This is a genomic window from Ideonella aquatica, assembly GCF_018069755.1.
GTDB lineage: Bacteria > Pseudomonadota > Gammaproteobacteria > Burkholderiales > Burkholderiaceae_C > Ideonella > Ideonella aquatica.
On the sequence record NZ_JAGQDE010000039.1, the window covers coordinates 12,111 to 27,187 of the forward strand.

The window sequence follows — 15,077 nt, forward strand, 5'->3', positions numbered from 1 at the left end:
TGTCCCAGCCATGTCCGCGACCACCCTGACTGCCCCTGTTGCCTCCCCGGCGGAGGCCGACTTCACGCGCCTGCGCAGCGGCGCCTGCCCGCTGGCCGAGCTGCTGGAGCGCACCGCCGCCTGGCAGGCCCGGGGCGACGACGACACCGCGATCCGCCTGTACGCCGAGTGGCTGGCCCACACCGACTCGCCCTTCCGCCATGTGGCGCTGTTCAACCAGGGCACGCTGCTGGCCGCCCGCCAGCGCGACCCGGAGGCCGAAGCCGCCTACCGCGAGGCCCTGGCCCTGCTGCCCGCCTTTTCCCAAGCCCGGCTGAACCTGGGCCACGCGCTGGAGCGCCGCGGCGACACCGACGGCGCCCTGGCCGAATGGGCCCGCGTGGTGGCCGACACCCGCCCCCTGCCCGACGACGCCCGCCCCGAGCAGCGCGAGCTGTGCCTGCACGCGCTGAACAACCTGGCCCGCCTGAACGAGCAGCTGCGCCGCTTCGACGTGGCCGAGGCGCACATGGTCGACAGCCTCACGATCAAGCCCGACCAGTTCGACGTCATCCAGCACTACGTGCACATCCGCCAGAAGCAGTGCGAGTGGCCGCTGTACCGCACCGTGGGCGAGGTCACGCCCAACCAGCTGCTGCTGGGCACCTCGGCGCTGGCCATGCTCAGCGTCAGCGACGACCCGGCGCGCCAGTTGATGGCCGCGCTGCGCTTCGTGCAGGAGAAGCTGCCCAGGACCAACCACCCCCCGCTGCACACCAGCGGCCCGCGGCGCGAGGGCCGCATCCGCATCGGCTACCTGTCGGGCGACCTGGCGATGCACGCGGTGGGCCTGCTCACCGCCGAGCTCTTCGAGCTGCACGACCGCAGCCGCTTCGAGACCTTTGCCTTCTGCTGGAGCCGGGAAGACGGCAGCCCGCTGCGCGAGCGCCTGCTGAAGTCCTTTGAACACGTCTACCGCATCGGCCAGATGGACGACACGCTGGCCGCGCGGCTGATTGCCGGCCTGGGCATCGACGTATTGATCGACCTGCAAGGCCTGACCAATGGCGCTCGCCCGGCCATCCTGGCGCTGCGCCCGGCGCCGGTGCAGGTGAGCTACCTCGGGTTTCCGGGCACCTGCGCCATCCCCGGCGTGGACTGGATCATTGCCGACCGCTTTGTCATGCCCGAGGCGCTGCTGCCCTTCCACACCGAGCGGCCGATCTACCTGCCGGTGTGCTACCAGGTGAGCGACCGCCAGCGCCCGGTGGGCGCGCTGCCCACGCGGGCCCAATACGGCCTGCCCGAAGACGGCTTCGTCTACTGCAGCTTCAACAACAACTTCAAGTTCACCGAAGAGGTCTTCGACAGCTGGATGCGCACCCTGGCCGCCGTGCCCGGCAGCGTGCTGTGGCTGCTGGCCGACAACGACTGGACCCGCGCCAACCTGCTGGCCCGCGCCGCGCAGCACGGCATTGCGCCGGAGCGCCTGGTGTTCGCCCCCCGCGTGGCGCCGCGCGACTACCTGGCCCGCTTCGCGCTGGCCGACCTGATGCTGGACACCTTCCCCTACAACGCCGGCACCACCGCCAGCGATGCGCTGTGGATGGGCCTGCCCATCGTCACGCTGGCCGGCCGCAGCTACATCTCGCGCATGGCCGGCAGCCTGCTCACCGCAGTGGGCCTGCCCGAGCTGATCACCGAGACCCTGGCCGACTACGAGCGCCTGGCCATCGCCATCGGCCGCTCGCCCGGCCGTGCCCGTTCGTACCGCCGCTACCTGGAGCGCGACGGCCGCCAGTCGCCGCTGTTCGACATGCCCGAGCGCGTGCGCGAGCTCGAAGACGCGCTGGCCGAGCTGGCGCTGACGTCACGCCAAGCCGCCTGATCCGCTTCTCGTGAGCACCGCCACCGCCGCCGCTGCCCCCACCGCCGCCCCGAAACGGGTGGCGATGGAGCACGACGCCCTGCTGCAATCGCTGGTCTGGCTGACGCGGCACCACGGCCGCGAGCGCTCGGCCAGCGCGCTGCTGGTGGGCGTGCCGGTGGACGGCCACGCCCTCACGCCCGCGCAGGCGCTGCGCGCCCTCACGCAAGCGGGCTACCGCACCGGCCTGCTGCCGCGCCCGCTGGCCGACATCAGCCCGCTGCTGTTCCCGGTGGTGGCGCTGATGCGCGACGACGACGCCTGCATCCTGCGCCGGCGCATTGAATCGCCGCAGCACGGCGGCCGCTCGTACGAGATCGTGCTGCCCGCCGCCGGCGGTGCCACGCTGATCGTGGGTGAGCAGGAGCTGTCGCAGGAGTACCTGGGCCATGTGATCGCCGCCACGCCGCAGCTGCCGGTAGTGCACGACGAGGACGACAACGGCCTGCTGGGCCACGGCGGCCACTGGCTGTGGGGCACGCTGCGGCGCTTCGTGCCCTACTACCGCGCCGCCCTGCTGGCCGCACTGATCAGCAACGTGATGATGCTGGTCACCGGCCTGGTCAGCTCGGTGGTGTTCGACAAGGTGATCCCGCAGCAGGCCTTCGTCACGCTGTGGACGTTGGCCGCCGGCGCCGTGCTGGCGCTGGGGCTGGACCTGGCGGCGCGGCAGATCCGCGCCCACCTGATCGACGTGTCGGGCCGCAAGGCCGACCTGATCATCGGCTCGCTGCTGTTCCGCCAGACGCTGGGCGTGCGCATGGAGCACCGGCCCGTGTCGGCCGGCGCCTACGCCCACCACCTGGCGCAGATCGAGACCGTGCGCGACTTCTTCGCGTCGGCCACGCTGGCCACGCTGTCCGACCTGCCCTTCATTGCCCTGTTCATGGCCATGACCTTCATCGTCGGCGGCCCGCTGGGCTGGGTGCTGGCCGGCGCGGTGCCGCTGATCCTGGCCGTGGTGCTGGTGATGCAGGGCTCGTTGCGGCGCGCGATGAACTCGGGCCTGCGCCACCAGACCGACCTGCAGGGCGTGCTGGTGGAGGCCGTGGATGGGCTGGAGGACCTGAAGGCCAGCGGCGCCCAGGGCCGCTTTCTGCGCCGCTATGAAGACGCCACCGCGCTGGCGGCCGAGTCGGCGCTGCGCGCCCGCTCGGTCAGTGCCTGGAGCAACAACCTCAGCGGCAGCGCGCAGCAGCTGGTGACGGTGGTGATGCTGGTCTGGGGCGTGTACCTGATCCATGATGGCGTGATCACCGCCGGTGCGCTGATCGGCGCCGTGATGTTTGCCGGCCGCGCCGTGGCGCCGCTGGGCAGCGTGGTGGCGCTGGCCAACCGCTACCAGGGCGCCCGCGCCGCGCTGACCGCGCTGGACCGCCTGATGCGCCTGCCGCTGGAGCGCGACGAGCAGCGCCAGTACGTGGTGCGCCCGCAGCTGCGCGGCGCTCTGGCGCTGCGCCAGGCCAGCTTTGCCTACCCGCCCACCGGCCAGGACCGCCCGCCCAAGGTGCTGTCGGACGTGACGCTGCAGTTCGCCCCGGGCGAGCGCGTGGCCATCCTGGGCCGCATCGGCTCGGGCAAGTCCACCGTGCTGCGCCTGCTGGCCGGCCTGTACCAGCCCACTGACGGCCGGGTGGAGGTGGACGGCATTGACCTGCGCCAGATCGACCCGGTGGACTACCGCGACCAGATCGGCTTCGTGGCCCAGGACCCGCGCCTCTTCGCCGGCACGCTGCGCGACAACGTGCTGCTGGGCCGCTCGCATGCCGACAGCGTGCGCCTGCAGCAGGTGGCCGCGCTGACCGGGCTGGACCGCCTGGTGGCCAGCCACCCGCTGGGCTGGGACCTGCCGGTGGGCGAACGCGGCGCGCTGCTGTCGGGTGGCCAGCGCCAGTTGGTGGCGCTGGCGCGCTGCCTGATCACCACGCCGCGCATCCTGCTGATGGACGAGCCCACCAGCTCGATGGACGCGCAATCGGAAGTGCAGTTCCTGCAACGCCTGGCCGCCTCGGCCGGTGACCGTACGTTGCTGGTGGTGACCCACCGGCCCGCGGTGCTGGAGCTGGTGAACCGCATCGTGGTGGTGGACGCCGGCCGCGTGGTGATGGATGGCCCCAAGGCCGCCGTGCTGGCCGCGCTGTCAGGCGCGCAGAAACCGGCTGCTGCGGCAGCCCCCGCGCGATGAAGCCGCCCGACACCCGCCGCTGGTTCTCGGCACCGCCCGAGCGGCAGCGCCCGGCCGCAGATGCGCCGGTGACCCAGCCGCCCACACTCAAGCACAGCCTGCCGCCCGAGCCCGCGGCGGTGCCCGCCCCGGAGCGCGCCAGCAAGCGCCTGCTGAACGCCGCGCAGCCCGCCGCGTCCCGCCGCACCCGCGCCCCGCTGCGCCCCGGCGACGAAGACTTCCTGCACGCCGTGCGCGCCGCCCAGCAGCTGGAGCCGCGCCGCGCGCCGCGCATCGCGCTGTGGCTGATGGCCGTGACCATCGGCCTGGTCGCGCTGTGGGCCGCCACCACCCGCGTGGAGCAGATCACCCGCGCCGAAGGCCGCGTGATCCCCGAGACCCGCGAGCAGGTCATCTCCAGCCTGGAAGGCGGGCTGCTGGCCGAGCTGCTGGTGCGCGAGGGCGAGGCGGTGCGCGCCGGCCAGCCGCTGCTGCGCATCGACCCCACGCGTGCTGAATCGTCCCAGAACGAAGGCGCCGCGCGCCGTCTGGCGCTGCTGGCCACCACCGCCCGCCTGCAGGCCGAGGTGCAGGGCCGCGAGCCGCGCTTCCCCGATGAGCTGAAGGACCAGCCCCGCCTGGTGGCCATGGAGACCGAGGCCTTCCAGGCCCGCCGCCGCCTGCTGGAGGAAGCCGTGGGCGCCAACCGCCAGAGCATCGCGCTGGTGGGCAAGGAACTGGCGGTGGCCGAGGACATGGCCCAGCGCGGCCTGATGTCCGAGGTGGAGGTGGTGCGCCTGCGCCGCCAGATCAACGACATGCAGCAGCAGATGCTGGAGCGCCGCAACCGCTTCCGCCAGGACGCCAGCACCGAGCTGCTGCGCGTGCAGGGCGAGCTGGCCCAGCTGGACGAGCAGATGGTGGCGCGCGAAGACGCGGTGCGCCGCACCGTGGTGAACTCGCCGGTGGACGGCCTGGTCAAGAACATCCGCCAGCACACGCTGGGCGGCGTGATCTCGCCCGGCGCGCCTATCCTGGAGATCGTGCCGCGCAGCGAACACCTGCTGGTGGAAATGCGCCTGAAGCCCGCCGACGTGGGCTTCGTGCGCATCGGCCAGGCGGCCGAGGTGAAGCTGTCGGCCTACGACTACAACCTGTACGGCGGCCTGAGTGGCACCGTCGAATCGATCAGCCCCGACGCGCTGGGCGAGGCCGAGCGCCCGCCCAACGCGCCCGACGCCACCTGGTTCCGCGCCCTGGTGCGCATCCAGACCAACCACCTGCGCAGCGCCGACCAGGTGCTGCCAGTGATCCCCGGCATGACCGCCACGGTGGAAGTGAACACCGGCGAGCGCACCGTGCTGGAGTTCGTGCTGCGCCCCCTGCTCAAGGCCCGCGAGGCCTTCCGTGAACGATGAGACACGCCCACACGCTTTTGCTTGTTGCCAGCGTGCTGCTGGCGCTGCCCACCCACGCCGAGCCCACCGGCTGCCAGCCGCCCGCCGCGCTGGCCCAACCGGCTGAATCACCGCCGCCACGCCAGAGCCTGGTGCAGTTGCTGGCGCTGGCCGAACAGCGCAGCCAGGCCATCGGCGCCGCCCGACTGCTGACCGAGGCCGCGCAAAGCGACCTGCAGGAAACCCAGGCCGCCAAACAGCCCCAGGCGCAACTGAGCTGGATTGCCGGCGCCACCGGCAGCCGCAGCCAGCTGCTGCCCAGCCGCAGCGATGCGCTGAACCGCCCATCCGTGCAGGTGGGCGCGCCGCTGTGGGACGGTGGCCGCCAGCAGGCGCTGGAAGACTGGCGCACCCAGCTGGCCGAAGCCGCCCGCCAGGGCCAGCTGAACGCCGCCGAGCAACTGCGCGTGCAGGTGGTCAACCTGGCGTTTGACCGCAGCCGCTACCGCCTGCAGGCCCAGGTGTGGCAGCAGTACACCCACAAGGTCTGCACCCTGGTGCAGGCGCTGGAAGACATCGTCGCCCGCGACCGCGGCCGCGCCAGCGAACTGATCCAGGCCCGCAAGCAACTGCAGCAGGTGCAGCTGTCACGCCAGCAGGCACTGAGCGCCATGCAGCTGACCGACACCCGCCTACGCCGCTACGTGGGCGAATACCTGCCCGACGTGCCCAGCCTGGCCGCGCTGATGACCGAACTGCCTGAGTTGCCGCAACTGCACCAGCGCGCCACCGGCGCCGCCGAGGTGCTGCAGCTGGAAGCCCAGCAGCACGCCGCCGAACAACTGGCCAACGCCACCGCCGCCAGCCAGCGCCCACAAGTGAGCTGGGCCGTGCAAGCCAGCCGCGACCTGGCCGGCGACCGCCAAAGCCAATGGCAAGCCGGCGTGACCCTGAGCCTGCCGCTCTTCAACCCCAGCGCCGCCCCCGCGGAGCGCGCCGCCCGCCAACGCGCCGAAGCCGCCCGCCTGCAGCGCGAAGACACCCTGGCCACCCTGCTCAACCGCATCGACCAGGTCCACGGCCAGGCCGAAGCCGCCTTCACCCGCGCCCAGGACGTGGTGCAGGTCCTGCGCGACTCCGAACGCGTGCGCGACGACACCCTGCAGATGTGGCAACAACTGGGCCGCCGCTCCCTCTTCGACGTGATGTCGGCCGAGGGCGACCACTTCAGCCTGCGCCTGGCCTACGTGGACGCACTGCACGATGGGCAGCAGTCGGTGGCGCTGTTGTGGTCGTTGGCGGGTGGGGTGCAGCAGCCGCTGCGTTGAGCGTTGCGAGCAGGGTTGGGGACGCCCAGGCCCATCGATCACAACTAGCGACCCCGTCGGGAGGGTCGTTGACACTCGCCTCCAGGCGACCTCGCCGCATCAACGCAAGTCGCTGCAAACCGGTCGCTCAAGCCCAGGTCGCCGGTCTTTCGCAATCACGCGAGATTTTTTCCTCTCTGCCGCCACGGTGAGGCTACCTGGCCAGCAGTTGCGCCATTGAGGCGACACCGCCCCTCGCTCCAAGCGCCTTCAACGGCGGTCCAAGCGTGGTTGTGCCACTTGGCAAACACTCGGCTGCGCTGCAGAATAGTTTGTAACAGGCGCCAGTTTTCTTCGCTAAATTTAGTACTGGGTGAACATCCGGCAATGCCAGGGAGAAAAACAGATGCGACAGACACTTGCCAGTGGCGATCGTGGCCATCTTATGGCGCAGTGGTCCAATAGTGGCGCAGCCTGCTAATCTCCAAAACACGTTGGCGTCACAATCAAGGCATTCTGACGGCTTAGAGACTGCATGGAACAGCAGCCCTTCTCCAACAAGCACAAGCACCTTGAGTTTGTGCAAGCTGCGATTAATCGAATGGCTGGCAATCTGTTTCTGCTCAAGGGATGGAGCATCACGCTGATTGCCGCGCTCTTCGCGCTGGCCGCGAAGGACGCGAACAAGTCGTACGTTCTCATCGCCTACTTCCCTCTGCTCATCTTCTGGTGCCTTGACGGCTACTTCTTGAGCCAGGAACGACGATTTCGGGCTTTGTACGACCAAGTTCGACAGAAGAGTGAGGTGGACATTGATTTTTCGATGGACACCCGGCCATTCAGCAACGATTCACGCAATTCATGGGCAGGGGCGATCCTTTCCCGTACCCTCATCATCTACTACGCCGGGCTGGCGATTGTCATGCTAGTCCTCATGTTCTTAGTCCGGTGACACTCTAGGGAGATCAATGATGGCACGAAGATGCTTCTATAGCTTTCACTACGAGCCCGACAACTGGCGCGCCTCCACGGTCCGGCAAATTGGTGCAATCGAGGGAAACCAACCCGCGTCTGACAACGACTGGGAGTCGGTCACCGGCGGAGCGAACGCCGAGGAAAAGATAAAGCGATGGATTGCCACGCAGATGCAGGGCCGAACCTGCACGATCGTTCTTGTCGGAACTGGAACGGCGAAGCGCAAGTGGATCAACCACGAGATCATCAAGTCATGGGACGACGGCCTCGGTGTCGTCGGGATCCGTATCCACGGCCTGAAGGACCGGTTCGGCCAGACCTCCACGAGGGGTGAGAACCCGTTCGACCACATAATGCACGGTCCGACGAAGCAGCCTCTTTCGTCGATCGTCAAGTGCTACAACCCGGCCGGCAGTACGAGTCAGGAAAAATATGCCTGGATCGCTCAAAATCTAGCAAATGCTGTTGAAGAGGCGATCCGCATCCGAAACGCAAACTCTTAGAGCGGCGACACCAAAGGAAGGTCTGCAAAAAACCCCGAACGGCGTGCTGATGCTCTGACCAAACCGAATTGTGATGCTGCCGGCCCCCGATTTGCCCGCTCCCGCAAGTTACCTGCCACGATGGAGGCACCGGTATGGCCGTTCCTGGGAGTTGCGGACGCACTCATGCCTGCGCTCCCACCAGTTTGCGCCGCACCGGTCACAGGTTGGGCAGTGCAAGCGGCGCGTGCAGATGTGCAGTGTCCTTAGCAAGTCCGCGGTAGCGCACCTTGACGTGTCCGAATTGGCGCTTGACCACCCGAAACGGGTGTTCGGCGCGGGCCCGGATGCGGGCCCCCAGGTGTCCCAGGTGCTCGATGAGTGCGTCGACTGGCTTGCTCGGATCGAGTGCGCGTCGCTTGACAGGCCGCATGGCAATAGGCCAGTTCACATCTTTCTTTGCATCCGGTCGCTTGGCGGCAGCCTGGTACCCGGCGTCGGCGAAGACCTCTCGGTCAATCTCGCGCAGCAGGCTGTAGGCCTTGACCACATCATTGACCGCACCACTGCTGCCCTTGACGGTGTGGATCAGGTCAGTCTCGATATCTACGCAAATGTGGCACTTCATGCCGAAGTACCACAGCTGGCACTTGCGGCTTCGCTTTTTCGCCGGGTCGTGCTCACCGCTCTTGTTTTTGGTCGAACTCGGCGCGGTGATGAGCGTGGCATGCGACACCGTGCTGCTCTTGAGCATCACGCCCTTGGCGATCAGCAGGTCATTGACGGCCTGCAGGAGCTGAGCGGCCAGTTGGTGCTTCTCCAGCACATGTCGAAACCTCAGGATCGTGCTCTCGTCGGGCAGCCGCTCGTCCCGGCCTTCCAGGCCCGCGAGCTCGCGAAACACCGGCATGTAGTGCAGCGCGTCTTCCATCGCCGGGTCATTCAGCGCGAACCACTGCTGCATGAAGTGAATGCGCAGCATGGACTCGGGCGACAACGGCGGGCGGCCACGCTTGCCTTCAGGGAGATACGGCGACACCAAGGCCACCAGATCGGCCCAAGGCACAACCTTCTCCATCTCGTCCAGGAACCCGCTGCGCCGCGTTCGCTTGGCCGTAACTCCCAGGCCCAGGCTGTGCTGCTTCATGGACCCTATCCAATCAGGGCTTCACGTCGGCGTCAGGCATTGCGAAGCGCGATTTATGCAGACCTTCCCTGGTCAAACTGTGGTAGACGAGGCGCAAACTCATCGGAGCGATTGCATGAGTCCGTATGCAGTCCGGCAAATGAGACCCGTCACCACAGATTCCGCAGCCCTGTAGCCAAGAAACGCTTAGAGTCTTCGACTGGCGACTTAAAATTCCAATCGATTCAGCACATTGCCGTGCTACCGCCGATTCATTCTGAGACCCTCCCTAAGAAAATACTTGCTGCGCGATAATAAATGATACCGCAAAGCGGCAGAAACAGTCTGAATATTCAACGATTCGGCGAAATCCGCCTTCATCTTGCCTAACCCGAATATATTACCGATGCAATTCAATCAACGCCACACCAGTACAGCGATCTTCATTTACGTGAACATTATTCTATTCTCACAAGAGGGCACAGAAAGGCGTTAGATATCATAAAAATAAGCCCATCGGCCAGGAACCACCCAAACGAGCCAACAAACGATATATAACAGACGGAGTTCAAAATGTCAAGAAAATCCATCACCTTACCAAAATTTGTAGGCTCGAGCGAAATGCGCAGACTGTACACCCAACTGGGCGTCACTTACAGCAAAGACCAAAGCGGAAATTTCCATGGAGAATCTAGACCACGATCCCCAAACAAAGACTTCGAAATTGACACCTCACTTGTTGAACTCATCAGCGCCGAACACGCAGCGCAGTTACTAGCCACTATCGACTGGATAAACAAGTCAGAGAACGAAACAAGCAATCATGGAACCATAATCACATCAGAAAACGAATGGCAAGAGCCGCACGTGGCACTGAGACAGCGCGTAAATCCAAGCCTAAAGAAACAAAGAACTCTCATTCCAGCACGAAGAAGAGAGATCCCAAATTTAAACCATAAATCAAATAAAAATAGCCAGGAAGAAAAAATCAAGGAAATCCTCTCAATCGTTAGAGAGATAAGTCAAGAAATATCAAAAGAACTCAGAGCGTACGACATAAGCTTCCTAAACAGAAGCATTATACAAGACTGGGCGATTGAATTTATTGCCGAAACACTTCTAAATGTAGCGCAGCACTCCGAAATTACTGGACGCACAACCAAAGTTTACGCGTACATAGCGGCTACCTATACACCTGCGGCGGAGATTAAGCGAGCAGTACTCTCCCAACCTCTAAATAGCCAGCAAACAGCTGAAATCGACTGGCTAGAGCGCATGAACTCGACAAGCCCAGGATGTATAGAGATTGCAGTGTCAGACATCGGAAACGGCATCCCAAATACTATCATAAAGGCTTACCTAGAAAGCGAAAAAGCGAGAGAACAGCGCAGTCCTCAATGGGAGACTGAAGCAGTAAGTCACGATGACCTCTTGATTTGGGCACTGTCGGCATTTGGAACGCGCAAACGGCAAAATGACTTTCCGACAAAACATGACGCCATCACCTGGAGAGGCCTCTATCGACTATTGCGGAGAACTACAAACTATGATGGAGCAATCAGACTCACATCGGCCGCCGGCGAAGTTGCATGCGTAAAGGATAGAGCGGGATATCGTACTAAGATCAGTAGCGCATTGGCACGTCCACCAAGTCCGGTGACTACTCTCAAAGCAAGTATACCAATTACCCCAAGGCAACCGACGCAAAATTTCCACTCGGTAGCGGTCACGAACCATTGGGGCCCTGCGTCCACCGCGGGAATAATTGAACTACCGCCTGAGGCCAACCTATCAAACATCGAGACTGCAGAGGATATCGAAAAATACCTGGAGAGAATTCGAGCGATTGTTGAAAGAGCAATAACCTCAAAACCTGACGATGATCGCCCCTGGATTATCGTTCACTCCGCCCAAGATGTATTTCCAACCAGAAATATATCTAAATCGATTAGCGAAACAGGGGCCGAATACAAGGACGCCGTCACCGACTTTATTCAGCGAGTAGTTTCCACTACCATAAGCCCGACACACCGGCTTATCCACTATGGACTTCCTGGCAGTGAACTAGATGAAGTACAGGACGCAGTAGCAGAATACTTACAGACATTCGTAAAATCCGTGCACCCGTATCTTGTCGGCTCTTATATGGGGCAGGCAGCAATCTCCTTTGGGTGTAGTTCGAAATTCAGATGGCTGAGCACACATACCGAGAGCAACAAAGTCGACAAGAAGGACCAAGGATCTAACTTATGGTATCGACTTATTTCATACCAACCAGACACCGCAACCTCTATAAGAGCGCCAATCGGCGAATTCGATAGCGAAATCGCATCAATGCTGGCGACGGTGTTTTTAAATAGAAGAGTACGTCATGAAGCTTCGCTCAAGGCAAGAAGCAGTGCGCGAATGTGGTTTTGGAAAAGCAAAGAAAGAAACGGGGAAGCTACTCATGTAGTACGTACAAGGAGCGGCACCGAAACAACTCAGTTTCTGAGTGTCATTGGGTTCTGCGACAGCCACGCATCCTTTCTTTACGGACTGGCCGACGCCTTTCTGACTGCGGTAAAGCAATGGATACTCTCAGCGGACGGACTCTCTCCAACGGTCTTTGTAATTCCCGACACCGAGACCTCGCACTTCTTGCTCAATAGAGTTCGGCGAGCGATTCGCCCGAAGCTCTTCGCTGACGGACGACCGTTTAACCTTGTGTTCCCCGACGCAGTCGAAGCAAAAACGTTCAATACGAGAACGGTCAGATGCATGATATTCGCGGACTTTCGCGATAGTGGTGATAGCGCTCGACGCAGAAAAACCGAAGTTGAACTGATATTGGCACCCGAAACAGAAGCAGCATTTCGTCTATTTGTCGCAATTGATAGTGATAAAAATTCGAAGAAGGCAGATCCAAACACCTCAGATATGGAAGCGGTGCACTATTTCGCAAGATATAGGTATTTAGATGCCGGCATTCCAAGCTCGAACTCCATAGTATTGTCAATTGATCCAGTAACCAATGAACCATTCAGCCCCGAGCAAACTGAGTCATCTAATCTACTGACTTCGATATCTTGGCGAGCTACTGAGTCGGAGGAATTATTTGATCTATCAGGCACCACCTTCATTCATGGAATCGAAAACATTGGAGGTAGAGTATCGACAATCCGATGGCCAGTGAAGGCAAACCTCAAGAATGAAAATGTATCGACCAAGATACTAAGACACATCGAGGCCTTTCTTGCCTCCAATGAAACTCCGACTTCTATATGTTTGTGCTTCCGGCAAGAGTCGTTTGTTGATGGCGCCCTATCTTCTGTCGTAGATGGCCTAACTGAGTGGATTTCGTCCCCACTGCGTGCAAGTCCTTGCACGCTCTGGACCGCCGCGGTATATACAGAGATCTTTCATGGGCGACAGAATTTGGGGCAGGCGGTTCACCAGGCTTTGAGAACAGCGACGCTGCATACGTCAAACCTCAAACAATGGGAACTGCCGTGGGGCGCTGAGGGTAGCGAGACTTCAAGTAAAGTCGAGTATTCCCATATCATCTATATTGACAATTCAGCGGTTACAGGGCGTGCAATCCAGGAATTCTTACTATCGATGCGATCGTTGCCCCAGTATGACATTGGCCCGCCTAAAAGGATCCTTCTGTTCCCGATCGTTACCAGGCTTAGCCCGATTGAAGAAGGGCTACTTAGGTCCATCTCGTTGACCAATTATCCTGGAATGTTGCCACGCAGTTCCCACCCCTCCATTTTAATAGACTTTCGGTCCCTCGTCCAACTTAGAATTAGGAGTTACGCATCCGTCAAGGAGCTGCCACTCTATACAGAACTGCGTCGCGTATTGTCGACTGCCGAGTCTGCATCTGAACCCGAATTCCGTCAGATTTCGGACTCCATACGCTCAGTGATAACAAGTTTAGATTCTGCCCCTATTATTGGCGGTCAGGCTTTGCATTTTGGAAGCGTACTTGGTCTGGCGCCTACAGATAGTTCCATCTACCGCTGTCTTTCACTTCACGCGGTTGAGTTCCGTCAACTTCTATCGCTACTTCAGCAAGGAGTTCCGTGCACCTTCGCCGCACTCGCATCAATTGACCATCTCAGAAGTGTTGGAGACACGGGTCTACTAAACATCTTAGCATTTGAACCAGACCTATTAACTGCGGACCCACTGATGTATGAGATGCTAGGAGCGATGAGAAAGTACGCAGTACATACCGCACTCAATTCGACGGATCACGTGCTAGTTACTAACGCGGTATGGGTTTTAGGACATTTGCCTAGCGGCCTAGCTTCACTTTTGAGAGCTGATACCGGAAAGCTATTTGTTGACAATCTTACACAGAGGGTGTTTGTTTATCTTTCATTGTATGCCTTGGATCCGCATGAATTGAGTCGCGTTTGCAAGGCACTATTGATAAAGAGGGAGCGATCTGAGATCGAAGGTTGGCTATTGAGTCATGGCCTTCCGCTTCTTCTCTCGAGCGACAGCGAACGACGGCTGAGTTACGTTGAAGTCAACACTGAGTCCAAGGCTAGAGAGCTGATACTGTGTTATCTGCGTGAGGGACGAAGTGATCATATGGGACCAATGGCAGAGAACTGGAGGCGCGCAAAGGAGATGTTCGATTCGTTAGCTTATAAATCAAGACTACCTAATCTTCCAGCTAGTACATTTGAAGCTTATGTAGATGCTGTGGAGAGCTGGGTTTTTCAGATGTCTATACCTGTGCAACGCTCGCTTGAGTTCCTAATCGGTCGTACTCGAAGTGAACTAAGGAGCAAGCTTGAACAGGAGAGAAGGCAGGCTACCGAGGCGCTGGAGAATCTCAGACTTTGCATGCTCTCATTACTTGGAGGAAGTGGTCACATTAACAATATTATTTCAGCCTGGAGGAACCTTACCCTGCTCACCTTAGCTGGCACCACCGAGAAGATCTACACCCGAACGGATGCGCTTACAACCATAAACTCTAGTACAAGTCGAACCTATAGGTCGCCAAGAGTGAATGCTACCACTTTTGCACTGACGCAATTTGTGAACACACCATTGCTAATCCTGGCGTCAGAGCTAATAAAGGGCTGCGACATGAATTCTGACGTGGATCTACATTACGATTGCTTTTGCGATGGAGGAGACTCTGTTTCTGTAACCAGTAAGTTGGTTGATCTATCAGCAGACAAGGTCATAGTGAGGGCAATGTGGTTTACTAGGAAGAAATTGCCGTTATTATGGGGGGCTAAATCCCTTGATTTCAGAAAAGTTTCATCCATACTCGCGGACAATCTGCTCAGATATTCTAATCCATCTGCCCGCTTGAAAATTACGATGGCAATGCGTGAAGTGGACGGCGAGCACAGAGTGAACATCGAGATTATATCCCTAAGTAAAATCAACTTCACTCCAAACAACGGACTTGGGCGGGAGGCAATATTAAATATCGCCAAGAAGAACTCTTGGGAGTTCAAAGATGGACCAATCGAGTTTCTACCAAACTATTATCGCTCCGTCATAGATTTAAAGGTCGATCTGATTGATCTCTAACGACGGCCTGAAAAAGTCTGCTTAGGCCGTGCTTGGCACGGAAGTTATTGAGCCGGCATCAAAGTGTTGAACTCAAGCCGCATACCGAACCGGCTCATGCTCGAAGTAGCTCTTGATCCGCTCGGGCTGCCTCTGCACGCTGCGCAGGTGGCGCGCCGCGGCCTTCACAA

8 protein-coding genes are annotated in these 15,077 nt (G+C 60.7%); 7 read left to right on the top strand and 1 reads right to left on the bottom strand.

Annotated features, from left to right (window positions below; genetic code table 11):
• The first annotated feature begins 10 nt into the window (after positions 1-10).
• The 6 genes from KAK06_RS22790 to KAK06_RS22815 all read left to right on the top strand — a co-directional run bounded on the left by KAK06_RS22790 (position 11) and on the right by KAK06_RS22815 (position 8,252).
• Positions 11-1,867: an O-linked N-acetylglucosamine transferase, SPINDLY family protein gene (locus tag KAK06_RS22790; RefSeq protein ID WP_210804470.1), complete on the top strand. Its 1,857-nt coding sequence runs from the start codon at positions 11-13 to the stop codon at positions 1,865-1,867.
• A 10-nt stretch (positions 1,868-1,877) separates the two neighbouring features.
• Entirely contained in the window at positions 1,878-4,091 is a 2,214-nt protein-coding gene (locus tag KAK06_RS22795; RefSeq protein ID WP_210804471.1) for a type I secretion system permease/ATPase, read from the top strand.
• The gene (locus KAK06_RS22800) at positions 4,088-5,488 is read left to right on the top strand and encodes an HlyD family type I secretion periplasmic adaptor subunit (RefSeq protein ID WP_210804472.1); all 1,401 of its coding nucleotides are present in this window, start codon (positions 4,088-4,090) and stop codon (positions 5,486-5,488) included. The genes KAK06_RS22795 and KAK06_RS22800 overlap by 4 nt, the downstream gene beginning before the upstream one ends.
• On the top strand, positions 5,485-6,795 hold the full coding sequence (locus tag KAK06_RS22805; RefSeq protein WP_210804473.1) for a TolC family protein: 1,311 nt from the start codon (positions 5,485-5,487) through the stop codon (positions 6,793-6,795). Before KAK06_RS22800 ends, KAK06_RS22805 begins: the two co-directional genes overlap by 4 nt.
• A 514-nt stretch (positions 6,796-7,309) precedes the next feature.
• Entirely contained in the window at positions 7,310-7,726 is a 417-nt protein-coding gene (locus KAK06_RS22810; protein WP_210804474.1) for a hypothetical protein, read from the top strand.
• 16 nt (positions 7,727-7,742) lie between these two features.
• Positions 7,743-8,252, top strand: a complete 510-nt coding sequence (locus KAK06_RS22815) for a TIR domain-containing protein (protein ID WP_247653066.1) — start codon at positions 7,743-7,745, stop codon at positions 8,250-8,252.
• Positions 8,253-8,451: 199 nt separating this feature from the next.
• Here the strand turns inward: KAK06_RS22815 and KAK06_RS22820 are convergent, their stop codons facing one another.
• Positions 8,452-9,378, bottom strand: coding sequence for an IS5 family transposase (locus KAK06_RS22820; protein ID WP_210804475.1), 927 nt, complete (start codon positions 9,376-9,378; stop codon positions 8,452-8,454).
• Positions 9,379-9,978: 600 nt separating this feature from the next.
• Here KAK06_RS22820 and KAK06_RS22825 point away from each other — a divergent pair.
• Positions 9,979-14,907 carry a hypothetical protein gene (locus tag KAK06_RS22825; protein WP_210804476.1) on the top strand — a complete coding sequence of 1,643 codons (4,929 nt, stop codon included), beginning with the start codon at positions 9,979-9,981 and terminating at the stop codon, positions 14,905-14,907.
• Positions 14,908-15,077 lie beyond the last annotated feature (170 nt).

Excerpts from the sequence above, each read along its gene's own strand:
- KAK06_RS22790 (WP_210804470.1), top strand. The coding sequence starts at position 11 with ATGTCCGCGACCACCCTGACTGCCCCTGTTGCCTCCCCGGCGGAGGCC.
- KAK06_RS22800 (WP_210804472.1), top strand. The coding sequence starts at position 4,088 with ATGAAGCCGCCCGACACCCGCCGCTGGTTCTCGGCACCGCCCGAGCGG.
- KAK06_RS22805 (WP_210804473.1), top strand. The coding sequence starts at position 5,485 with ATGAGACACGCCCACACGCTTTTGCTTGTTGCCAGCGTGCTGCTGGCG.
- KAK06_RS22810 (WP_210804474.1), top strand. The coding sequence starts at position 7,310 with ATGGAACAGCAGCCCTTCTCCAACAAGCACAAGCACCTTGAGTTTGTG.
- KAK06_RS22815 (WP_247653066.1), top strand. The coding sequence starts at position 7,743 with ATGATGGCACGAAGATGCTTCTATAGCTTTCACTACGAGCCCGACAAC.
- KAK06_RS22820 (WP_210804475.1), bottom strand. The coding sequence starts at position 9,378 with ATGAAGCAGCACAGCCTGGGCCTGGGAGTTACGGCCAAGCGAACGCGG.
- KAK06_RS22825 (WP_210804476.1), top strand. The coding sequence starts at position 9,979 with ATGCGCAGACTGTACACCCAACTGGGCGTCACTTACAGCAAAGACCAA.